The sequence below is a fragment of the Klebsiella quasivariicola genome (assembly GCF_002269255.1).
GTDB classification, from domain to species: domain Bacteria; phylum Pseudomonadota; class Gammaproteobacteria; order Enterobacterales; family Enterobacteriaceae; genus Klebsiella; species Klebsiella quasivariicola.
In genome coordinates, this window is record NZ_CP022823.1 from 208925 (window position 1) to 229618 (window position 20694).

Genomic DNA, 20694 nt, shown 5'->3' on the forward strand with positions numbered 1-20694 from the left:
ATAATCAGTGCGTGTCGAACAGGGAGGTGCGATGAAAACAAAACGCAATATCGCGAGAGTGATGATGGCGGCAGGAGCGCTGGTATATCTGCTCGGTATCTGGCGGACCTGCCCGTTGTTCAGCGGTAAAGGTTATTTTCTTGGCGTGCTGGTGATGGGGATGTTTGCCGTTCTCACCCATCAGCGCGCCATACAGTGGCAGGAACAGGACGACGGCTTTATTTCGCTGTGCCGCCTGGTGCTGCTGCTGTCGGTCGGCCTGCTGCTGGTCGGTGCCTGTTATGTCCCGGCAGACTGGCAAGAAAAAGCCGTCTATATCGTGGCCTGGTTTGTCTGCTTATATGGCGCATCGGCAACCCCCGAACGGACTCGCGTAGCCCGCGCGGTGCATAAAACGGAATAAGTGCGCCGCCCGTGGGCTGCGCAACAGGTCAATTAGCATGCTGGAAGCGAGGCCGGAATCATAAACAGGCGCCGCGCCGTTAGCTGACCAGCCGGCGGCTATCAATCCGCTGCACGAGGCCTGACAGCAGCAGGCTGCCGAGCAGTGCGGCGCTAAAAATCCACACTATGTCCAGCAGCGGCCAGCGGGACAGCTCCAGATGGCTGGCGCGCAGCGCATGCACAATCAGGGCATGAAAGCCGTAAATACCCAATGAATGTCGCGCAATGCAGGCGATACCGGGCAGGGGACGCGTGTTAAGCCGGTTTTTGGCCAGCGTCAGCAGAGAGACTGCGCAAACGAACACCGCCGGCCCGCAGTAGAGATACCAGGTATCGCCGAAATCCCCACGCCAGCGCAGCTCGTGCAGCGTTCCGCGGGAAATGACCCATACCGCGGCGATGAACAGTGCGGCGCAGAGCGGGGTCAGCCATTTTTTATCGGTGTCCAGGGTGCCAATGGCTCTGCCCAGTACACCGTAGAGCACGTAGTAGAAGGTGTCGCCGTTGATATAGAGGTTGACTGGCAGCCACTCAATCCCGGCGGCTTTGACGCTGACCATATTGGGGTTAGCCAGAATGCCGAGGATCGCCATCAGCGCCAGCAGCATTTTGCCGCTGACAGCCTTCACCTGAATAAGCGGTGAGAGCAGATAGATAACGGCGATGGCAAAGAAAAACCACAGATGGTAGAAGACGGGCTTCTGTAGCAAATGCGTGAGGGACAGCTCGACGTTGATATGGGTAAACAGGGCGATATACAGCAGCGACAGCACGCTATAAAACACGATACACAGGCCAATCCGCCAGAAATGACGCGACCGGGCGCTGCGTTCCCCGAAGAACAGGTATCCCGAGATCATAAAAAACAGCGGCACGCTGACGCGGGAGGCGGAGTTGAGCAGATTGGCGATATCCCATTGCGCGAGAGTAATCGTATGCGGGTGAGTGATATACCAGCTGGTGCTGTGGATCATCACCACCATCATGCAGGCGATACCGCGCAGGTTGGTGATCCAGTGTATCTTTTCTTGCATCAGTCCCTCAGTGTCTGCTGGCGAAATAAGGTATGACCCGCCCTGTTTGTCGGTGTCGCAATAGATTAGTCTGAGTTTTCGGTCACAGACTTGTCGCAGTTTCATGATATTCGCAAAATACCTGTAATACTGAATCTTTAGGATAACAACTTGCTAACAAGGCGGTGGAGGAGAACGTGGTGAAAGGTGTCGTTTCCGTAATGCTGGTGCTGCTCCTCGCGGGCTGCAGCGAGACCATTTCCCCGCCGGCGCAAAAAGCGCAGCGTGCCCGTATTACGCCGCAAACTACGCTCAATATGGCGCAGCTTTGCCGGGATCAGGCGGCGATTCGCTACAACACGCAAACGCAGCTCGTTGACGTGAACCATTTCGAGCAATTCCAGGCGAGCTATGAGCTTTCGGGCCGTACCGGCAAGAATGAGCGTTTCATCTGTTCCTTTGACCCGGACGGCCAGTTTATGCATCTTTCGATGCGCTGAATCGACCCCGCCTGGCGTAAATTTCGTCCGATTTCCTGAAACAACGCCGTTTCGTACTGTATATCTCGCAGCCAGCGGGTATACTGACCCCTTCCTTTAAATCCACACGTATCCAGCACGAAATCATATGCAAAAGTTTGATACCAGGACCTTCCAGGGCCTGATCCTGACCTTACAGGATTACTGGGCTCGTCAGGGCTGCACCATTGTTCAACCACTGGACATGGAAGTCGGCGCCGGCACCTCTCACCCGATGACCTGCCTGCGCGCGTTAGGGCCGGAGCCAATGGCGACCGCCTACGTGCAGCCTTCCCGTCGTCCAACCGATGGCCGCTATGGCGAAAACCCGAACCGTTTACAGCACTACTATCAGTTCCAGGTGGTGATTAAACCCTCTCCGGACAACATCCAGGAGCTGTACCTCGGGTCGCTGAAAGAGCTGGGCATGGACCCGACTATTCACGATATTCGCTTTGTCGAAGATAACTGGGAAAACCCGACGCTGGGTGCCTGGGGTCTGGGCTGGGAAGTGTGGCTCAACGGCATGGAAGTCACGCAGTTCACCTACTTCCAGCAGGTGGGCGGCCTTGAGTGTAAGCCGGTGACCGGCGAGATCACCTACGGTCTGGAGCGTCTGGCAATGTACATCCAGGGCGTGGACAGCGTCTACGACCTGGTCTGGAGCGACGGTCCGCTGGGCAAAACCACCTACGGCGACGTGTTCCACCAGAACGAAGTGGAGCAGTCCACCTATAACTTCGAATACGCCGACGTCGACTTTCTGTTCACCTGCTTCGAGCAGTATGAGAAAGAAGCCCAGCAGCTGCTTGCGCTGGAGACCCCGCTGCCACTGCCGGCCTATGAACGTATTCTGAAAGCGGCTCACAGCTTCAACCTGCTGGATGCGCGTAAAGCCATCTCCGTCACCGAGCGTCAGCGCTATATCCTGCGCATTCGCACCCTGACCAAAGCAGTGGCGGAAGCGTACTACGCTTCCCGTGAAGCGCTCGGCTTCCCGATGTGCAACAAGAATAAATAAGAGGCGGCCATGTCTGAGAATACTTTTCTGGTGGAAATCGGCACTGAAGAGCTGCCACCAAAAGCGCTGCGCAGCCTGGCGGAATCTTTTGCTGCGAACGTGACTGCGGAGCTGGATAATGCCGGCCTCGCGCACGGTGAAGTGGAATGGTTTGCCGCCCCGCGTCGTCTGGCGCTGAAGGTGGCCAACCTGGCGGCGGCGCAAGCCGATCGTGAAGTAGAAAAACGTGGCCCGGCTATTGCCCAGGCGTTCGATGCCGAAGGCAAGCCAAGCAAAGCGGCCGAAGGCTGGGCGCGCGGCTGCGGTATCACCGTCGATCAGGCCGAACGTCTGACCACGGACAAAGGCGAGTGGCTGCTGTATCGCGCCCATGTGAAGGGCGAAAGCACCGAAGCGCTGCTGCCGAACATGATTGCCAGCTCGCTGGCGAAGCTGCCAATCCCGAAACTGATGCGCTGGGGCGCGTCCGACGTCCACTTTGTGCGTCCGGTACACACGGTGACTTTGCTGCTGGGTGACAAAGTTATCCCGGCGACTATCCTCGGTATTCCGTCCGATCGCGTCATTCGCGGCCATCGCTTTATGGGTGAGCCGGAGTTCACTATCGACCATGCCGACCAGTATCCGCAGATCCTGCTGGAGCGCGGTAAAGTCATCGCCGATTACGAACAGCGTAAAGCCAAAATTAAAGCCGATGCGGAAGAAGCGGCGCGTAAGATTGGCGGTCAAGCCGATCTGAGCGAAAGCCTGCTGGAAGAAGTCACCTCGCTGGTGGAGTGGCCGGTGGTGCTGACGGCGAAGTTCGAAGAAAAATTCCTCGCGGTGCCGTCCGAAGCGCTGGTTTACACCATGAAGGGCGACCAGAAGTACTTCCCGGTCTACGACAACGCTGGCAAACTGCTGCCGAACTTTATCTTCGTGGCCAACATCGAGTCCAAAGATCCGCAGCAGATCATCTCCGGTAACGAGAAGGTGGTTCGTCCGCGTCTGGCTGATGCCGAGTTCTTCTTCAACACTGACCGTAAAAAGCGTCTGGAAGACAACCTGCCGCGCCTCGAAACCGTGCTGTTCCAGCAGCAGCTGGGCACCCTGCGCGACAAGACCGATCGCATCCAGGCGCTGGCGGGCTGGATTGCCGAGCAGATTGGCGCTGACGTGAACCACGCGACCCGCGCGGGCCTGCTGTCCAAGTGCGACCTGATGACCAACATGGTCTTTGAGTTCACCGACACCCAGGGCGTGATGGGGATGCACTACGCGCGCCACGATGGCGAAGCGGAAGATGTGGCCGTAGCGCTGAACGAGCAGTATCAGCCGCGCTTTGCCGGCGATGCGCTGCCGTCTAACCCGGTAGCCTGCGCGGTGGCGATTGCCGATAAGATGGATACCCTGGCGGGTATCTTTGGTATCGGTCAACATCCAAAAGGCGATAAAGATCCGTTTGCGCTGCGTCGTGCCGCGCTGGGCGTGTTACGCATCATTGTCGAGAAGAACCTGAATCTCGATCTGCAAACGCTGACCGAAGAAGCGGTGCGTTTGTACGGTGAGAAGCTGACCAACGCCAACGTGGTTAATGACGTGATCGACTTTATGCTGGGCCGCTTCCGCGCCTGGTATCAGGACGAAGGCTACGGCGTCGACACTATCCAGGCAGTACTGGCGCGCCGTCCAACCCGCCCGGCGGATTTCGATGCGCGCATGAAAGCGGTATCGCACTTCCGTACCCTGGAAGAGTCCTCCGCGCTGGCGGCGGCGAACAAACGTGTCTCCAACATCCTCGCGAAATCTGATGAGACGCTGAACGACATCGTTCACGCTTCGGTGCTGAAAGAAGCGGCGGAAATTAAGCTGGCGGGTAATCTGGTGGTGCTGCGCGACAAGCTGCAGCCGTATTTCGCCGCAGGCCGTTATCAGGATGCGCTGATTGAACTGGCTGCGCTGCGCGAGCCGGTGGATGAGTTCTTCGAGAACGTGATGGTTAACGCTGAAGACAAAGATGTTCGCATCAACCGTCTGACGCTGCTGTCCAAACTGCGTGAACTGTTCCTGCAGGTCGCGGATATTTCTCTGCTGCAGTAAGCGTATCGGTAATAATAAAAGACCTGCCTCAGGGCAGGTTTTTTCATACGTGAAATATAAATAGATGAACCATTAATAATTCTGTCATTGATATCTTCATTATATTAATTTATCGATGTATAACATTTTAGGAATATATAAACATAATTCCGTGAGATATTTACGCTAGAATGGCGGCGGGTGCTTGAGACTGTGTGTCTCAGGTATTCAGCGGGAGATACACAGAGAAAAGCCCCACCTGATAGTAATCAAAGTGAGGCTCCCCTATGCATCAACACCATAAGAGTAGCCTCTTACTTGTTGAAAATCAACACTGGAGGCGAGGAATGCCGCAAAAGTATCTGTTGTTTGGCTTAGTAGTGATTTGCTTCACTATTTTATTATTTACCTGGATGGTTCGTGATTCGCTATGTGAATTACAGCTCAGGCAGGGAAATATTGAGCTGGTGGCATTCTTAGCCTGTGATATTAAACAGTAAGAGCATCTGGTGGGGAGCTATCCCCACCATGCTTGCGGTGTCAGGCATTCTCAATGCACCCTTTCATTGTTCACCAAATAAATCATTTGCCTCCTGATATCAGGAGGCCTTTTTATTTTTACACGATCGTTGAATAAAACAGACTTGCAACGCATACCGGAGTGTGGCTATCCTATGGCCCGACGAATTCCTCGTCTCACCGGAGCGCGCCCCACAAATGAACAAACACGACTGATGAATTTCACGCCTTACCTCGCAGACGTTGCGGGTAGGGGAGTATTGATTTCATTCAGGAGTGCTTATGGCTCATTGCGCCCAATCCCCTTCTTTTATTTTGCATCAGGTCACCTGTCAGTTTTCGACGGGAGATACGCTTTTCGGTCCGCTGAATTTATCGCTGGCACCGTCGCTTTGCGGCCTGGTTGGCCGGAACGGCGTCGGTAAGACGCGTCTGCTGCGTTTGCTGGCGGGCCTTGATTCTCCTGCCGGCGGCCATATCGAGCGCGCCGCCGCCGTTGCCTGGGTGGCGCAGCAGCCGACGCTCACGGCAGAGACTACCCTCGCCGCGCTACTGGGCTATGCGTCGGTATTTGACGCCTTGTCCCGCCTTGAACAGGGGAAAGGGCTGGCAGAGGATCTCGAGTTGCTGGATGGCCACTGGGATCTGCCCGATCGCCTGAGTTCAGCCTTCCACGCCGCCGATCTCCCGGCATTCGCAGCCGATCGGCCTGCCTATTCGCTCAGCGGCGGCGAACGGATGAAGGCGCTGCTGTGCGGCGCCTTCGCCTCGGGTGCCAATTATCTGCTGCTGGATGAGCCCACCAATCATCTGGACCGTCAGGGGCGGGAGTGGCTCTACCACCAGCTGGAAAACTGGCAGGGTGGGGCGCTGATCGCCAGCCACGACCGCGAGTTGCTGACCCTGATGCCAGAGATTATTGAGCTGACGTCGTCAGCGTTGCGCAGCTACGGCGGCAACTATGATGAATATCAGCGGCAGCGTGAGGCGGAACAGCAGGCCGCACGCGCGGCGCTGCAACATGCCGCTATCGAACGGCGACGCACCCGCGCACGAATGCAAAAGGAGCATGACGCGGCCCAACGGCGCTCGGCTCAGACGCTGCGTACCGTTGATACGCTAAATATCGCCTCGTTTGAACGTGTGAAATACAAAGGTGCGGCAAAAGAGCGGCCGGGAACGCTGCGTCGCCAGCATCGTGAGCAGAACAGTAGCCTGAATGCCGCCGTGCAGCAGGCGCGGGAGCGGGTGGAGGACGATAACCCGGTGATGTTCACGCTGCCGGGTAGCGAAGTGGCCGCCGGGAAGCAGGTGCTGGCGCTGGAAGCGATGCAGTTAGCCCATTGCCCCGCCGCCCCCCTCGACTGGCGCGTGGATGGTCCGATGCGCATTGCGCTTAAGGGACCGAATGGCTGTGGCAAAACGACCTTGCTGAAAACGCTGCTGGGGCTGGAGCCGCCTGTTGCAGGCGATATCCGGCTGTCGGTGAGCACGGCTTATCTGGATCAGCATCTGACGCAGCTGGATCTGTCGTTATCGGTGATGGCGCACCTCGGCCTGGAAGATACCCCGTTAGATGAGGGCCTCCTGCGCACCCGTCTGGCGCAGCTCCAGCTGGGCGCAGATAAGGTCACTCTGCCGCTGGCGGCGCTCAGCGGCGGCGAGCGCCTGAAAGCGGCCCTGGCGTGCGTGCTCTGGCGACGCGAGCCTGCCCAGCTGCTTTTGCTGGATGAGCCGACCAACCATCTCGATTTAGCATCGACGCAGGCTATTGAACGCGCGCTGGCGGCGTTTCCTGGCGCGATGGTGGTGGTGTCACATGATGAGGCGTTTTTACAAGGTCTGAAGCTGACCCATAGTCTGGCGTGGCGGAAAACGGGCTGGCACTTTTCCCGGCTCTGAATGCTTAACCGCCGCCAGCACACTCTGGCGGCGGCGAACGACAGATAAAAAAATCCCCGCCATCAGGCAGGGATTCTCGATTCTTAGCGGCTTGAACTTACAGAGAAGTTACGTTGCCAGCTGCCGGGCCTTTAGCGCCGCTTTCGATGGTGAAGGACACTTTCTGACCTTCGTCCAGGGATTTGTAGCCATCGTTCTGGATAGCAGAGAAGTGTACGAACACGTCTTTAGAGCCATCGTCAGGAGTGATGAAGCCGAAGCCTTTGTCAGCGTTGAACCATTTTACGATACCAGTCATTTTACCGGACATAGTGAATTACCTTTAAAAAAATAAGTGAGCCTTGCGGCGTAGCGGTCTGGACTACAGATTTAAAGCGATAAAGGGAAAGTTCACTACGGGGGTATCTTTGGATAACCTTAGAAGGACTGCTCTATTCGACTGCTCTGTGGTCTGTACATCAAACCTGCGAGCATTAACGCACGTTCAGCACCTGATAGCAAACTTTTTTTTACGGTGCAGCGGCAAAAGCTCCCTTACTGGCCCTTGCCGCTGCGCGCTGGATTAATCGAGTAACTGCCGTGAAAGCTGTGGATTGGCCTGAATCAGGCGCATCAATTTCAGCTCGGTGGGAGACGGTCTGACCCGTCTCGACTCCCACTCTCTTACCATGGCGACGCTCACGCCCATGACGTTGGCAAAGTCGTCAATCTTAAGTCCAGTGCCTTTACGCAGTTGCTCAAATTCACTAAACACAGTGGACTTACGGTTTGAGGTAATTATCTGATTATCATCCTTAAATACGATGTGTTCCAGGCTGCTCAGCAGTTCAAACACAGGATCTTTATATTCCATTGAGAACTCCTTTTATCACACAGCGGAAGAGATTTTTTATAAAGCTCTTTAAGAATAGTCAGAAAACGGCGAGAAGGATGGTCACGTCCGTGATTATTTGCCAACAGGCTATTGGATCGGCTCCGGCAGCCAAACGGCAGCGGAGCCTAAGAGAATGAATATTAACGGTATGAAGTCGCTTCGAAAATTTTTGTAAACGGATAAGAAAAAAGCGGCAAAGCCGGCGCAGCACCACCGGCTCGTCAGTCAGGCCTTCTGCAGACCTCTCGTGTCGTCTTTCGTCGCCGGCGCGGATTTACTGACCCGGTATTTAATCAGCAGCGCGATGGCAGACAGGAACGCCGGGATGGCCAGCAGGGTGAAAATAGTCTCAAACGAGAGCTGGGCCTGCATCAGGAAGGCGCCGCTGAACGCGCCGAGGATGCCGCCGAAGCGGCCAATACCCAGCATCCAGGCGACACCGGTGGCGCGCCCCTGCGTCGGGTAGAAGCCTGCCGCCAGCGCGGGCATCGACGACTGCGCGCCATTCATAATACTACCGGCGATAAACACCATCACCCCCATCAGCACCAGGCTGCTGGTGGAGAAACCCACCAGGCAGACGCAAACGCCGGTCAGCAGCCAGCCAACGGCCACCACCTTATTGGGGTTGATCTTGTCCATCAGCGCGCCGAGGATCAGCACGCCAATTCCGCCGCCCAGCGGGAACAGGGCGGTGATAATGGAGGCCTGGCTCATCGAGGCGCCGGTTTCGCGGATCAGCAGCGGCAGCCAGCTGGTCAGGAGGTAGAAAATCAACAGGCCCATAAAGTAGGTCAGGCACAGCATCACGGTTCCCACGGCGTAGCGAGGGGAGAAAATGACGCCGATAGCGGACTTCTCTTTTACCTGGCCGGCTTCGCGCAGTTCAAATTCCACCGTCTCCGGCAACGGTGCGATACGACGCAGGATCGCGGCAATGCGCTGCGCCGGCTGCTGCTTCACTACCAGATAGCGGGCGGATTCCGGCAGCAGGAAAATTAATGCCACCGCCAGCAGGAGGGGCATCACGCCGCCCAGCACCAGCACGCTCTGCCAGCCATAATGTGGGATCATCCAGGCGGATAAAAAGCCGCCCAGCGATGACCCCATCGGAAAGCCAACGAACATCAGGTTCACCAGCAGCGCCCGACGCCGCTCCGGCGCATATTCGCTCATCAGCGTCGCAGCATTCGGCATCGCTGCGCCGAGCCCCAGTCCGGTCAGGAAGCGCAGTAGCGTCAGCTGGTTAAGGCTGGTGGCAAAGGCGGTGAGCAGGCTGAAGCCACCGAACACTACGATCGACATAATCAGCACTTTTTTGCGCCCGATGCGGTCGGCCAGCGGTCCCGCGGTTAAAGCACCGACCGCCAGGCCTACCAGCGCGGCGCTCATCACCGGGCCGAGGGCTGATTTTTCCACGCCCCATTCCTGGACCAGATCGGAGGCGATGAACCCGATGATTGCGGTGTCGAACCCGTCCATCGCGACGGTGATAAAACAGAGCGCGAGGATCATCCACTGGTAGCGGGTGAAGGGGTGCTCGTTGATAAAGGCCTGAATGTCGATGGTTGTCTTAGTCATACGGCTTTCCTGGCAGACTGAGCGAGGGACAGAGGTTTATTATTATCGTCGCCTTCGCGTCGTTGAGTTTGATTTGTGCGATAATCGAACGTATCGCCGTTAATCGCTCATTCATCAAATCATTGAAGTGGGAGGCAGGCAATCCAGGCGCGCGCCAAAGCGTGCGATTATCGTCCGCTTTAGGACGCTACGCCGGACGGAGACTTTGCATTACCATTAAAATCAAAAAGTTATTAGACATTTATCGGCACAATGTGAAGGCCATATTTGTGATGCGCGTAACAGACGCTGCAGGCGCCGACGGCGGCGGGCGGAATGGCGTTTTTCCTGCGTAAGATTAGCAGTAAAGGGTATCCTGCGAGGCCGAGCTGGACTATCCTTGTCAGCGTCTGGCACGTGTGTGCCGTTGTGCGCTTTTTTTGGCTGAAAGGAGTAAAAAAATGGCGACAGGAAAGTCCTGCTCTCGCTGGTTTGCGGCTATGGCGGCCTTATTGATGGTGGTTAGCCTGAGTGGGTGTTTTGATAAAGAGGGCGATCAGCGCAAAGCGTTTATCGACTTCCTGCAGAATACGGCGATGCGTAGCGGCGAACGTCTGCCGACGCTGACCGCCGATCAGAAAAAACAGTTTGGGCCGTTTGTTTCTGACTACGCGGTGATTTACGGTTACTCGCAGCAGGTGAGCCAGGCGATGGACGCCGGTCTGCGCCCGGTAGTGGACAGCGTCAATGCGATCCGCGTCCCGCAGGACTATATGACCCAGCGCGAGCCGCTGCGTCAGGCGAACGGCGCGCTGGGCGTGCTCAGCCAGCAGCTGCAGAATGCGAAAATGCAGGCCGATGCCGCGCATGGCGCGCTGAAGCAGGCTGACGATCTCAAGCCGGTCTTCGATCAGGTGTACGCCAAGGTGGTGACGGCGCCAGCCGACGCGCTGCAGCCGCTGATCCCGGCCGCGCAGATCTTTACCCAGCAGCTGGTTCAGGTGGGGGACTTTGTCGCTCAGCAGGGGACGCAGGTGAGCTTTGTCGCCAACGGCATTCAGTTCCCGACCTCCCAGCAGGCCAGTCAGTACAATGCGCTGATTGGGCCGCTGGCGGCGCAGCATCAGGCGTTTAATCAGGCATGGACGGCAGCGGTCAACGCCACCCGTTAATGCCTCATCTGGCTGACGTTGGCTGCGGCGAACGGGCAGGATGACGGACAGGATGCAAAAAGAACCCGGGGAAGGCGATAACCGCCGCCACCCGGGTTTTTTTATGGCTTACTTAACCTGCGGATTGACGCAGTTTTTCTCAACGTTACCGTTCAGGGCATCGATCAGGTTGTCCACCGCGCAGGCCGCCATGTTGTAGCGCGTCTCATGGGTGGCGGAGCCGATATGCGGCAGCGCGACAACGTTTGACAGGCTCAGCAGCGGAGAGTCCTTGGCCAGCGGTTCGTGCTCGAACACATCGAGACCGGCAGCGTGAATTTCCCCGGCCTGCAGGGCGGCGATCAGCGCCTGTTCATCCACCACCGGGCCGCGCCCGGCGTTGATGAAGATGGCGGAGGATTTCATTTTGGCAAACTGCGCCTGACCGAACAGATGGTGCGTCTCTTCGCTCAGAGGCAGGATCAGGCAGACGAAATCGGCTTCCTGCAGCAGGGTATCGAGATCGCAATAGCGGGCGTTGAAGCGCTCTTCCGCCTGCGGATGCTGGCGGCGCGCGTTATACAGGATCGGCATGCCGAACCCGAAGTGGGCGCGCTGCGCCAGCGCCATACCGATACGGCCCATGCCGACGATACCTAAGGTTTTATGGTGCACGTCGGTACCGAACCAGTCCGGGCCAATGCTCTTCGTCCATTCACCCGCTTTCACGCGTTCAGCGACCTCAACCACCCGGCGGGCGGTGCTCAGCACCAACGCCATAACCGTATCGGCGACGGTCTCGGTCAGTACGGTCGGGGTATGCATCAGCAGCACCCGGCGGGCGTTCAGCGCCTCGACGTCGAAATTGTCATAGCCAACTGAAACCGTGGAGGTCGCACGCAGCTTCGGCATTTTCTCCAGCAGCGCGGCGTCAACCTTTTCACTGGAGCCCAGGAGGCCTTCAGCCTGGGCAAAGGCCTCTGCGTGCTGCGAAACGGTTTCCGGCCGCAGGTTTTTCACCTGAGTGACGGAAAAGTGCTCCTCCAGACGCTGTAGCAGGTCGTCGGGAAGTGTTTTATAGAGAATGACAGACGGCTTCATGCGAATCTCCGTAGTGTGAGTCGTTCAGGCGTGATGAGCGCCAAGTGGAAGGTTTTGATTATTAGCAGGCTTAACAATCAAAGTCAGCCATACTGAGGCGAAAAGCGCCACCCCCATGAAAATATAGGAAGCTGCGGGGCTGCCGGTGGCACCGTTCAGGTAGCCGACAAACCACGAGCCGAAGAAGGAGCCCAGGGCGCCCATACTGTTGATCAGCGCCATGGCCCCACCGGCGACGTTGCGCGGCAGCATTTCCGGAATAATGGCGAAGAAGGGGCCGTAAGGGGCATACATTGCCGCACCGGCCACCACCAGCAGGGTGTAAGAGACCCAGAAGTGGTTGGCGCCGACCGCCCAGGAGCCGATGAAGGCCAGTCCGCCAATCAGCAGCAGCGGCCAGACGAACAGTTTGCGGTTCTGCAGCTTATCGGAGGCCCAGGAAACCACGATCATGGCGATAGTGGCCGCCAGGTACGGGACGGAAGAGAGCCAGCCCACTTCCACCATCCCCATATTCTCACCGCCGCTGCGGATAATCGACGGCAGCCACAGTACAAAGCCGTATACGCCGATACTCCAGGCAAAGTACTGGGCACAGAGCAGGATCACGTTGCGGGAGCGGAAGGCCTCGCCATAGTTACGCACCGCTTTGATGCCCTGCTGTTCACGATCCAGTTGTTCCTGCAGCGCGGCTTTTTCACTCTCTGCCAGCCAGCCCACCTGTGATGGTTTGTCTTTTACCAGCACCCACCAGCAGAAGGCCCAGATCACCGCCGGGATGCCTTCGAAGATGAACATTTCCCGCCAGCCAAAAGCCTGAATCAGATAGCCGGAGACCACCGACATCCACAGGACCGTCACCGGGTTACCGAGGATCAGGAAGGTGTTAGCGCGAGAACGCTCTGATTTAGTGAACCAGTTGCTGATATAGATAAGCATCGCCGGCATCACCGCGGCTTCGACGACGCCGAGGATAAAGCGAATCGCCGCCAGCGCCGGAATATTATGCACAATACCGGTCAGCGAGGCGCAACCGCCCCACAGGATCAGGCAGATAAAGATCAGTTTGCGAACGCTGCGGCGCTCTGCATAGATAGCGCCGGGGATCTGGAAGAAGAAGTAGCCGAGGAAAAACAGGGCCCCCAGCAGGGAAGAGATCCCCTTGGTGATCCCCAGATCTTCGGTAATGCCAGCCGCGGAGGCGAAGCTGAAATTGGCACGGTCGAGGTACGCCAGGCTGTACGTGATAAACACGATTGGCATGATGTACCACCAGCGTTTCGTTGCATTTGTTGAATTATTCATAGGCTTGCCTCTGTCAATGAGGAGACATACGTCCGTCGAAACGGACGCTGCTGTGCCGCGCTGCAGGTAGGGTACAGGACGGCTGTTATCGTTGCGTAGAAAAGTTACTCGCCCAGCGCGTCGCGAGTGGGCAGCCCCTCGCTGTCGCCCTGGACCTGAATCGCCAGCGAACCGATTTTATTGCCGCGGTTCACCGCCTGAAGCAGGGTTTTGCCTTCCAGCAGGGCGCTAATCACCCCGACGGCAAAGCCGTCGCCGGCGCCGACGGTATCGACGACGTTATCGACTTTAATCGCATCAACCGTTCCCTGTTCGCCGCTGGCGCTCTTGAACCAGGCGCCGTCGCAACCCGTTTTAATGACCACCGCTTTGACGCCACGGGAGAGATAGAAATCGGCAATCCCATCCGGAGTCTGCTGGCCGGTAAGAATCACGCCCTCTTTTAAGCCTGGCAAAACCCAGTCAGCCTGGAAGGCGAGACGGTTGAGTTTCTCCACCATCTCGGCTTCGCTTTTCCACAGCACCGGGCGCAGATTGGGGTCGAAAGAGAGGGTTTTTCCCTCGGCTTTCATTACCTTCGCCGCATGCTCGAGCAGCGCATATGAGCTTTCAGAGAGCGCGGCGGCCACGCCGCTCAGGTGCAGATGGCGGGCGCTGGTGAAGTAGTCGGCGCGAAAATCATCCGGCGACAGATGGCTGGCGGCAGAGCCTTTGCGGAAATACTCCACAATGGGATCGGTTCCATTTTCGACTTTCGATTTCATCTGGAAACCGGTAGCGAAGCGGTTGTCGATGGCGACAGCGTGGCTATCGATCCCCTCTTTCGCCAGCGCATTGAGCACAAAGCGACCAAAACTGTCGTTGCCGACGCGGCTCACCCAGCCGACCTTCAGACCCAGACGGGCGAGGCCGGTGGCGACGTTTAGCTCGGCCCCGGCGACGCGTTTCATGAAATGCTCCACCTCGGCCAGGTCGCCGGTCTCGGTGGCGACAAACATGGCCATGGCTTCGCCGATGGTGATGACATCTAAATTTTCCACGGCTTAATCCTCACGTAACAGGTTGACGTAGCGGCGGGTCACGGCCGTCAGGTCATGGCCAGTGAGCGGAAACTCGATTCCGCGCGGCGCGTCGGCGGGAAGATTATCGAGCAGGGCCAGCCAGCGGGCAGAGGCCTGATCCGGCGGTACTGCGCGGAATTTCTCATGATGAGGCTCCGCCGCTTTAACATGAATATAGCTGACCGCTGGCGCAAGATGGCGGGCCGCCTCTTCCGGCGAGTCGCCGACCCACAGCCAGTTGCCCATATCAAAGGTGAGGGTGACCGGCAGCTGATGGACCCGGCAGGCGGCTTTGAAGCGCTGCATCGGCGCCAGCTGGCCGCAGTCGGTCTGGTCATTTTCCACCACCAGCGCCATGCCGCTGTCGCTGAGAATATCGCGCAGGGTGTCCAATTGTTGATTGTGGAGGAAATGGCCAAGAGAGAGTTTCAGCCACAGGGCATTCAGGGTCTGTGCTTCCGCGAGCAGCGCCGGGAGATCCGGGTTGAGCTCGCCGTTGTCAGTGAACAGCGCCTGCGGCGCGGAGTAACAGGCCAGCAGGCCATGGTGCTCAATGGCGGCTGCCAGCGCTGGCAGGGCGTTGAGCTCGTGCGCGCTGAACAGTTCGCGGCGGATTTCGACGCCGTCCGCGCCAGCGTCGGCGATAAACGGCAGGACGGCGGCCTGCCCGCCTAAGGATTTAACATGGTCGTTACCATACGCAGCGGTAACGACAATAATTTTTCTGGCCATCGCGCTCTTACTCCCGGCGTTTGTTGCTTAATCTCCTTATTACGCTAGATGGTATCGGTTCCATAAGAAAGGACGAGATGTTTAATTTATGATCGCCATCACGAAGGAACGTTAACGGGAAGTTGAGCCGCGGACGATAAGTTCTCCGGAGAAGACCCGCTCGCAGATTGGATCGTTCGTGCCCGCAATGCGCCGAATCACCTGTTCCACCGCCGCGTAGCCGATCTGCCATGTTGGTTGTTTGAGAGTAGTGATACCGACGCCCGCCAGCTCGGCCCACTCCAGTTCGTCGAAGCCCAGCAGGCCGATATCGCTGCCCCAGATCAGGCCGACGCGCTTCAGGGCGCGGGCCACCTGCAGCGTCAGCGCGCCGTTGGCGGAGATGACCGCTTTGCGCATCCCGCGGTGGCGGGCATGGAACTGGCGCAGGACATTATCCAGCATCGCGCCGTCGTTGAGCTGCACCTCGGCGTTTTCGGCCACCACGCCGTGATGGCGGGCGAGCGTGGCGCGGAAGGCGCTCAGGCGCTCGCGGCGGGTATTCACCGAGCCCAACGGTTCGCTGAGAAACAGGATGGCCTCAAACCCTTTTTCCACCAGGTGTTCGGTGGCAGTGGTGGCCGCCTGGGCGTTATCAAGCCCGACCACATCGCAGGCGAAATCGGGAATTTTACGGTCAATCAGCACCATCGGCAGGGCCGACTGCTGCAGGCGGTTCAGGCCATCCTCACGCATGCCGACCGCGTTGACCACGATGCCCTCCACCTGGTAGCTGCGCAGCAGGTCGAGGTAGTGCAGCTCCTGATCCAGCTCATTATTCGTATTACACACCAGCAGGGTGAAACCTTTTTCCCGACAGGCCGCTTCAATGCCGCTCATCACATTGACCGAGTAGGGATTGGTGATATCGGCGATGATCAGGCCGATAAGGCGGGTTCGGCCGTGCTTGAGGCCGCGGGCCATCAGGCTGGGGCGATAGTCGAGTTCGGCAATGGCTTTTTCAATACGAGATAACAGGTCGTCGGAAAGCAGATGCTTTTCGCCGTTAAGATAACGTGAAATGCTGGTTTTGCCGGTCTTTGCGGCTTTCGCCACATCGCTGATAGTTGCACGCGCCGCTTTCGCCATGGTGGCTTCCTTTGCTGAAAATCTGCCAACACCTTAGCGCGAAAAATAGCGATATCAAGCATTTTGCCCGGCAGAGCGGCTGCCGGGCGACATGAGTATGCGCTTACTGTAGCGGGCTGAGGGTGATTTCCACGCGACGGTTCTGCGCTTTGCCTTCCGCCGTGCTGTTGCTGGCGATCGGGTTCGCCGGCCCCATGCCGGTGGTGCGAATGCGGTTGGCGGCCACGCCCTGGGTGATCAGGGCGCTGGCGACGCTGTCCGCACGCTGCTGCGACAGGCGCATATTCAGATCCTTGCTGCCGGTGCTGTCGGTGTAGCCGACCACGTTAACGGCGGTTTTCTCATACTCTTTCAGCACCATGGCCACGCCGGTCAGGGTGTTGGCGCCGGCCGGTTTCAGGTTGGCGCTGTTGCTGTCAAAGGTGACGTTATTCGGCATGTTCAGCACGATATTGTCGCCATTTCGCGTCACGCTGACGCCGGTTCCCTGCATTTTTTCCCGCAGTTTCGCTTCCTGCACGTCCATGTAGTAACCGATGCCGCCGCCGACGGCCGCCCCGGCCGCCGCACCGATCAGCGCGCCTTTGCCGCGATCGTGTTTGGAAGAGGAAAGCGCGCCAATGCCTGCGCCCACTAAAGAGCCAATGCCTGCGCCAATACCGGATTTCCCCGCTTCACGCTCACCGGTATAGGGGTTGGTGGTGCAGCCAGAAATCGCCAGGGTGCCGCTGACCAGCGCCGCAATCATAAGTACGCGTTTTTTCATTTAATGTCCTTAATCCTTTTTATTCTTTGTCACAGCGAACGTGACGGTTGATTATGACGCGCGATTACGTAGAAAATTCCCCGGATACCATCTCATTTTGTAAATAACATTGAACGGTGCCCATCACGCCGTCACACACCTGCATTCGCTGACCAGGAGCCGCCCTTGCCAACCTCATCTGCAACCAAAACCATCTTAACCGCCGCCCACTGGGGACCGATGCTGGTGGAAACGGACGGAGAAAACGTCCTCTCCTCTCGCGGCGCGCTGGCGACGCCGTTTGCCAATTCGCTGCAAACGGCGGTACGCGACCAGGTCCACAGCAAAACTCGCGTGCGCTACCCAATGGTGCGCAAAGGCTTTCTTGCTTCACCGGACCACCCTCAGGGGATCCGCGGTCAGGATGAATTCGTGCGGGTGAGCTGGGATCAGGCGCTGGATCTGATCGATGCCCAGCACCGCCGCATTCGCGACAGCTACGGCCCGGCCTCCATTTTTGCCGGCTCCTACGGCTGGCGCTCTAACGGTGTCCTGCATAAGGCGGCGACGCTGCTGCAGCGCTATATGAGCCTGGCGGGCGGCTATACTGGCCATCTTGGCGATTATTCCACCGGCGCGGCGCAGGCGATCATGCCTTACGTCGTGGGCGGCAATGAGGTGTATCAGCAGCAGACCAGCTGGCCGCTGGTGCTCGAGCATAGCGAGGTGGTGGTGCTGTGGAGCGCCAATCCGCTGAACACGCTGAAAATTGCCTGGAACGCCTCCGATGAGCAGGGGATCCCGTGGTTTGACCGGTTGCGTCAGAGCGGCAAGCGTCTGATCTGCATCGATCCCATGCGATCGGAAACCGTCGATTTCTTTGGCGACGCGATGGAGTGGATCGCCCCGCATATGGGCACCGACGTCGCGCTGATGCTGGGGATCGCCCATACGCTGGTGGAGAATGGCTGGCAGGATGATGATTTCCTTACCCGCTGCACCAGCGGCTACGACATTTTTGCCCGCTATCTGACCGGAGAAAGCGACGGTGTGGCGAAAACCGCCGACTGGGCGGCGGCGATCTGCGGCGTTGAAGCAGATAAGATCCGCGAACTGGCGAAACTTTTTCACGAAAACACCACCATGCTGATGGCCGGCTGGGGCATGCAGCGCCAGCAGTTTGGCGAACAAAAACACTGGATGCTGGTCACCCTGGCCGCCATGTTGGGGCAGATTGGCACCCCCGGGGGCGGGTTTGGTCTTTCCTACCATTTCGCCAACGGCGGTAACCCAACGCGCCGCGCGGCGGTGCTGGGATCGATGCAGGGGAGCGTGGCGGGCGGTGTGGACGCCGTAGAGAAGATCCCGGTCGCGCGGATCGTCGAGGCGCTGGAAAATCCGGGGGCGGAGTATCAGCACAACGGCATGGCGCGGCGCTTCCCGGATATTCGCTTTATCTGGTGGGCCGGCGGGGCCAACTTTACTCATCATCAGGACACCAACCGGCTAATTCAGGCGTGGCAGAAACCGGAGCTTATCGTCATTTCCGAATGCTTCTGGACCGCCGCCGCGCGCCATGCCGATATCGTCCTGCCGGCGACCACCTCGTTTGAGCGCAACGATCTGACCATGACCGGGGATTACAGCAATCAGCATCTGGTGCCGATGAAGCAGGTGGTCGCCCCGCGCGATGAAGCGCGCGACGATTTCGCAGTCTTTGCCGACCTCAGCGAACGCTGGGAGGCGGGTGGTCGCGAACGCTTCACCGAAGGGAAGCGTGATTTGCAGTGGCTGGAGACCTTCTATCAGCTGGCCGCCCGGCGCGGCGCCCAGCAGCAGGTGACGTTGCCGCCGTTTGCCGAATTCTGGCAGGCTAACCAGCTGATTGAGATGCCGGAGGAGCCGGAGAATGCCCGTTTTGCCCGCTTCGCCGCCTTCCGCGCCGATCCCCAGGCCAACCCGCTGAAAACGGCGAGCGGTAAAATTGAGATCCACTCGCCGACCATCGCCGCCTTTGGCTACGCCGACTGCCCGCCGCACCCGATGTGGCTGGAGCCCGACGAGTGGCACGGCAACGCTGAAGACGGGCAGCTACAGCTGCTGTCGGCCCATCCGGCTCATCGCCTGCACAGTCAGCTGAACTACTCCGCGCTGCGCGAACGCTATGCCGTCGCCGGGCGCGAACCGTTGACTATTCATCCGCAGGATGCGCAGGCGCGCGGGATTGCCGATGGCGATCTGGTGCGGGTGTGGAACGCCCGCGGCCAGGTGCTGGCCGGCGCGGTGGTGACGGAGGGGATCCGCCCGGGCGTGATTTGCCTGCATGAAGGGGCGTGGCCCGACCTGGATCCGCAGGTGGGCATTTGCAAAAACGGGGCGGTGAACGTGTTGACTAAAGATATCCCGACATCCCGGCTCGGCAACGGCTGCGCCGGTAACACCGCCCTGGCGTGGCTGGAGAAATATACCGGCCCGGCGCTGCCGCTTACGGCATTTGATCCGCCGGCCAGCGCATAATCCAGGTCGGGTGCTGGGTATCGTCCTGCCATGCGCAGTCTTCAATCCGGAAGCCCTGCGCATGGTAGAAGCTGACCGCTGACTCGTTCTTCTGGTACACCTCAAGGCTAAGCCAGGCGTAGTGCTGCTTGACCTCATCCAGCAGCGCCCGCCCTATACCCTGGCGGATGGCGTCCGGCGCGACAAACAGCGCACCGACGAAACGCGACTCCAGCACACTGACAAAGCCTTTTAACTCGCCGTCCTGCTCCCAGACCCAGGTGCTGGCGGCGGGAAGATAGACATCCCGTACCACCGCGACGCTGTCGCGCCAGTAGCTTTCACTGATAAAGGGATGGGCATGAATCGTGCTTTCCAGCCACAGGGCCAGCAGCGGAGCGGTATCTTTAGTGTCCCACTTGCGGATCATCCTGACCTCCAGGGTGACAGAAGCAGCCGGTGACATGGTCGTTAACCAGTCCACAGGCCTGCATAAAGGAGTAACAGATTGTCGAGCCGACAAACTTAAAGCCGCGTTTTTTCAATGCCTTGGACAGCGCATCGGAGGCCGGCGTCGTGGTGGGGATTTCCGCCAGCGTCGCGGCGCGGGTTACCTGCGGCGCATTGTCGACGAAAGACCAGACAAAATCAGTGAACGACTCGCCATTTTCTTCCATCGCCAGATACGCCCGGGCGTTGCCGATAATGGCCTGGATTTTTCCCCGATGGCGAATGATGCCGGCATTCTGCAGCAACTGCTCGACATCGTCTTCCCCCATTGCCGCCACGCGCACCGGGTCGAACTGATGAAAGGCCTGGCGATAGTTCTGCCGTTTCTTTAACACCGTGATCCACGACAAACCGGCCTGCTGGCCCTCCAGGCAGATCATTTCAAACAGCTGGCGGCCCTCTTTTTGCGCCACACCCCATTCGGTATCGTGATATTCGATATATAACGGATCCTGACTCACCCATCCGCAACGCTGCATAGCTATTTCTCCCTCTGCGCTAAAAAAGTGGACGCCCCGGCTTGACGGCTGAAAGATAAAGATAATAGTTAATACAG

At 58.3% G+C, this 20694-nt stretch carries 20 protein-coding genes; 8 read left to right on the plus strand and 12 right to left on the minus strand.

Features of this window, described 5'->3' with window-relative positions; translation table 11 throughout:
- Nucleotides 1-31 precede the first annotated feature (31 nt).
- Nucleotides 32-403, plus strand: coding sequence for an inner membrane protein YiaB (gene yiaB, locus B8P98_RS01025; protein ID WP_080897613.1), 372 nt, complete (start codon nt 32-34; stop codon nt 401-403).
- A gap of 79 nt (nt 404-482) precedes the next feature.
- Here the strand turns inward: yiaB and B8P98_RS01030 are convergent, their stop codons facing one another.
- Nucleotides 483-1478: an acyltransferase gene (locus B8P98_RS01030; protein WP_080924206.1), complete on the minus strand. Its 996-nt coding sequence runs from the start codon at nt 1476-1478 to the stop codon at nt 483-485.
- Nucleotides 1479-1657: 179 nt separating this feature from the next.
- Here B8P98_RS01030 and B8P98_RS01035 point away from each other — a divergent pair, with 179 nt between their 5' ends.
- The 5 genes from B8P98_RS01035 to B8P98_RS01060 all read left to right on the plus strand — a co-directional run bounded on the left by B8P98_RS01035 (nt 1658) and on the right by B8P98_RS01060 (nt 7475).
- Complete coding sequence (locus B8P98_RS01035; protein WP_025714079.1) at nt 1658-1957, plus strand: YsaB family lipoprotein; 300 nt, start codon at nt 1658-1660, stop codon at nt 1955-1957.
- Between the two features lie 127 nt (nt 1958-2084).
- Nucleotides 2085-2996 (plus strand): glycine--tRNA ligase subunit alpha, encoded by a 912-nt coding sequence (gene glyQ / locus B8P98_RS01045; protein WP_002922128.1) that lies wholly within the window; start codon nt 2085-2087, stop codon nt 2994-2996.
- 9 nt (nt 2997-3005) lie between these two features.
- Nucleotides 3006-5075: a glycine--tRNA ligase subunit beta gene (gene glyS / locus B8P98_RS01050; protein WP_095032663.1), complete on the plus strand. Its 2070-nt coding sequence runs from the start codon at nt 3006-3008 to the stop codon at nt 5073-5075.
- A 326-nt stretch (nt 5076-5401) separates the two neighbouring features.
- Entirely contained in the window at nt 5402-5554 is a 153-nt protein-coding gene (gene hokA / locus B8P98_RS01055; protein WP_025714077.1) for a type I toxin-antitoxin system toxin HokA, read from the plus strand.
- Nucleotides 5555-5855: 301 nt separating this feature from the next.
- Nucleotides 5856-7475 carry an ATP-binding cassette domain-containing protein gene (locus B8P98_RS01060; protein ID WP_080924208.1) on the plus strand — a complete coding sequence of 540 codons (1620 nt, stop codon included), beginning with the start codon at nt 5856-5858 and terminating at the stop codon, nt 7473-7475.
- A gap of 97 nt (nt 7476-7572) precedes the next feature.
- Here the strand turns inward: B8P98_RS01060 and cspE are convergent, their stop codons facing one another.
- The 3 genes from cspE to B8P98_RS01075 form a co-directional block, all read right to left on the minus strand.
- Nucleotides 7573-7785, minus strand: coding sequence for a transcription antiterminator/RNA stability regulator CspE (gene cspE / locus B8P98_RS01065; protein WP_000014594.1), 213 nt, complete (start codon nt 7783-7785; stop codon nt 7573-7575).
- 252 nt (nt 7786-8037) lie between these two features.
- Nucleotides 8038-8328, minus strand: coding sequence for an HTH-type transcriptional regulator (locus tag B8P98_RS01070; RefSeq protein WP_080924209.1), 291 nt, complete (start codon nt 8326-8328; stop codon nt 8038-8040).
- 246 nt (nt 8329-8574) lie between these two features.
- The gene (locus B8P98_RS01075) at nt 8575-9930 is read right to left on the minus strand and encodes an MFS transporter (protein WP_080924210.1); all 1356 of its coding nucleotides are present in this window, start codon (nt 9928-9930) and stop codon (nt 8575-8577) included.
- Between the two features lie 440 nt (nt 9931-10370).
- Between B8P98_RS01075 and B8P98_RS01080 the strand changes: the two genes are divergently transcribed.
- Complete coding sequence (locus B8P98_RS01080; protein ID WP_002921929.1) at nt 10371-11081, plus strand: DUF3053 domain-containing protein; 711 nt, start codon at nt 10371-10373, stop codon at nt 11079-11081.
- Between the two features lie 108 nt (nt 11082-11189).
- Here B8P98_RS01080 and ghrB read toward each other — a convergent pair whose 3' ends face one another.
- The 6 genes from ghrB to B8P98_RS01110 all read right to left on the minus strand — a co-directional run bounded on the left by ghrB (nt 11190) and on the right by B8P98_RS01110 (nt 17153).
- Complete coding sequence (ghrB, locus tag B8P98_RS01085; RefSeq protein ID WP_080924211.1) at nt 11190-12161, minus strand: glyoxylate/hydroxypyruvate reductase GhrB; 972 nt, start codon at nt 12159-12161, stop codon at nt 11190-11192.
- 24 nt (nt 12162-12185) lie between these two features.
- A complete protein-coding gene (locus B8P98_RS01090; protein ID WP_080897609.1) occupies nt 12186-13466 on the minus strand; it encodes an MFS transporter in 1281 nt (426 codons plus the stop codon).
- A 104-nt stretch (nt 13467-13570) separates the two neighbouring features.
- Nucleotides 13571-14506, minus strand: coding sequence for a sugar kinase (locus B8P98_RS01095; protein ID WP_080924212.1), 936 nt, complete (start codon nt 14504-14506; stop codon nt 13571-13573).
- Between the two features lie 3 nt (nt 14507-14509).
- Nucleotides 14510-15259 (minus strand): sugar phosphate isomerase/epimerase family protein, encoded by a 750-nt coding sequence (locus B8P98_RS01100; RefSeq protein ID WP_025714070.1) that lies wholly within the window; start codon nt 15257-15259, stop codon nt 14510-14512.
- Between the two features lie 111 nt (nt 15260-15370).
- Nucleotides 15371-16387 (minus strand): LacI family DNA-binding transcriptional regulator, encoded by a 1017-nt coding sequence (locus B8P98_RS01105; RefSeq protein WP_025714069.1) that lies wholly within the window; start codon nt 16385-16387, stop codon nt 15371-15373.
- Nucleotides 16388-16490: 103 nt separating this feature from the next.
- Nucleotides 16491-17153: an OmpA family lipoprotein gene (locus B8P98_RS01110; protein WP_025714068.1), complete on the minus strand. Its 663-nt coding sequence runs from the start codon at nt 17151-17153 to the stop codon at nt 16491-16493.
- A 165-nt stretch (nt 17154-17318) separates the two neighbouring features.
- On the opposite strand from B8P98_RS01110, the gene B8P98_RS01115 reads away from it, so the two are divergent.
- Nucleotides 17319-19649 carry a molybdopterin guanine dinucleotide-containing S/N-oxide reductase gene (locus tag B8P98_RS01115; RefSeq protein WP_080897606.1) on the plus strand — a complete coding sequence of 777 codons (2331 nt, stop codon included), beginning with the start codon at nt 17319-17321 and terminating at the stop codon, nt 19647-19649.
- On the opposite strand, the gene B8P98_RS01120 is transcribed toward B8P98_RS01115, so the two are convergent.
- Nucleotides 19618-20058 carry an N-acetyltransferase gene (locus B8P98_RS01120; protein WP_025714066.1) on the minus strand — a complete coding sequence of 147 codons (441 nt, stop codon included), beginning with the start codon at nt 20056-20058 and terminating at the stop codon, nt 19618-19620. The two genes, B8P98_RS01115 and B8P98_RS01120, sit on opposite strands and share 32 nt — an antisense overlap.
- Entirely contained in the window at nt 20036-20617 is a 582-nt protein-coding gene (gene tag / locus B8P98_RS01125; RefSeq protein ID WP_025714065.1) for a DNA-3-methyladenine glycosylase I, read from the minus strand. Before tag ends, B8P98_RS01120 begins: the two co-directional genes overlap by 23 nt.
- Nucleotides 20618-20694 lie beyond the last annotated feature (77 nt).

What these genes read in the sequence shown, in the direction of transcription:
- hokA (WP_025714077.1), top strand. Translation starts at nt 5,402, where the DNA reads ATGCCGCAAAAGTATCTGTTGTTTGGCTTAGTAGTGATTTGCTTCACT.
- B8P98_RS01070 (WP_080924209.1), bottom strand. Translation starts at nt 8,328, where the DNA reads ATGGAATATAAAGATCCTGTGTTTGAACTGCTGAGCAGCCTGGAACAC.
- ghrB (WP_080924211.1), bottom strand. Translation starts at nt 12,161, where the DNA reads ATGAAGCCGTCTGTCATTCTCTATAAAACACTTCCCGACGACCTGCTA.
- glyQ (WP_002922128.1), top strand. Translation starts at nt 2,085, where the DNA reads ATGCAAAAGTTTGATACCAGGACCTTCCAGGGCCTGATCCTGACCTTA.
- B8P98_RS01105 (WP_025714069.1), bottom strand. Translation starts at nt 16,387, where the DNA reads ATGGCGAAAGCGGCGCGTGCAACTATCAGCGATGTGGCGAAAGCCGCA.
- B8P98_RS01110 (WP_025714068.1), bottom strand. Translation starts at nt 17,153, where the DNA reads ATGAAAAAACGCGTACTTATGATTGCGGCGCTGGTCAGCGGCACCCTG.
- B8P98_RS01100 (WP_025714070.1), bottom strand. Translation starts at nt 15,259, where the DNA reads ATGGCCAGAAAAATTATTGTCGTTACCGCTGCGTATGGTAACGACCAT.
- B8P98_RS01075 (WP_080924210.1), bottom strand. Translation starts at nt 9,930, where the DNA reads ATGACTAAGACAACCATCGACATTCAGGCCTTTATCAACGAGCACCCC.
- glyS (WP_095032663.1), top strand. Translation starts at nt 3,006, where the DNA reads ATGTCTGAGAATACTTTTCTGGTGGAAATCGGCACTGAAGAGCTGCCA.
- B8P98_RS01080 (WP_002921929.1), top strand. Translation starts at nt 10,371, where the DNA reads ATGGCGACAGGAAAGTCCTGCTCTCGCTGGTTTGCGGCTATGGCGGCC.
- B8P98_RS01030 (WP_080924206.1), bottom strand. Translation starts at nt 1,478, where the DNA reads ATGCAAGAAAAGATACACTGGATCACCAACCTGCGCGGTATCGCCTGC.
- B8P98_RS01120 (WP_025714066.1), bottom strand. Translation starts at nt 20,058, where the DNA reads ATGATCCGCAAGTGGGACACTAAAGATACCGCTCCGCTGCTGGCCCTG.
- B8P98_RS01090 (WP_080897609.1), bottom strand. Translation starts at nt 13,466, where the DNA reads ATGAATAATTCAACAAATGCAACGAAACGCTGGTGGTACATCATGCCA.
- tag (WP_025714065.1), bottom strand. Translation starts at nt 20,617, where the DNA reads ATGCAGCGTTGCGGATGGGTGAGTCAGGATCCGTTATATATCGAATAT.
- B8P98_RS01060 (WP_080924208.1), top strand. Translation starts at nt 5,856, where the DNA reads ATGGCTCATTGCGCCCAATCCCCTTCTTTTATTTTGCATCAGGTCACC.
- yiaB (WP_080897613.1), top strand. Translation starts at nt 32, where the DNA reads ATGAAAACAAAACGCAATATCGCGAGAGTGATGATGGCGGCAGGAGCG.
- cspE (WP_000014594.1), bottom strand. Translation starts at nt 7,785, where the DNA reads ATGTCCGGTAAAATGACTGGTATCGTAAAATGGTTCAACGCTGACAAA.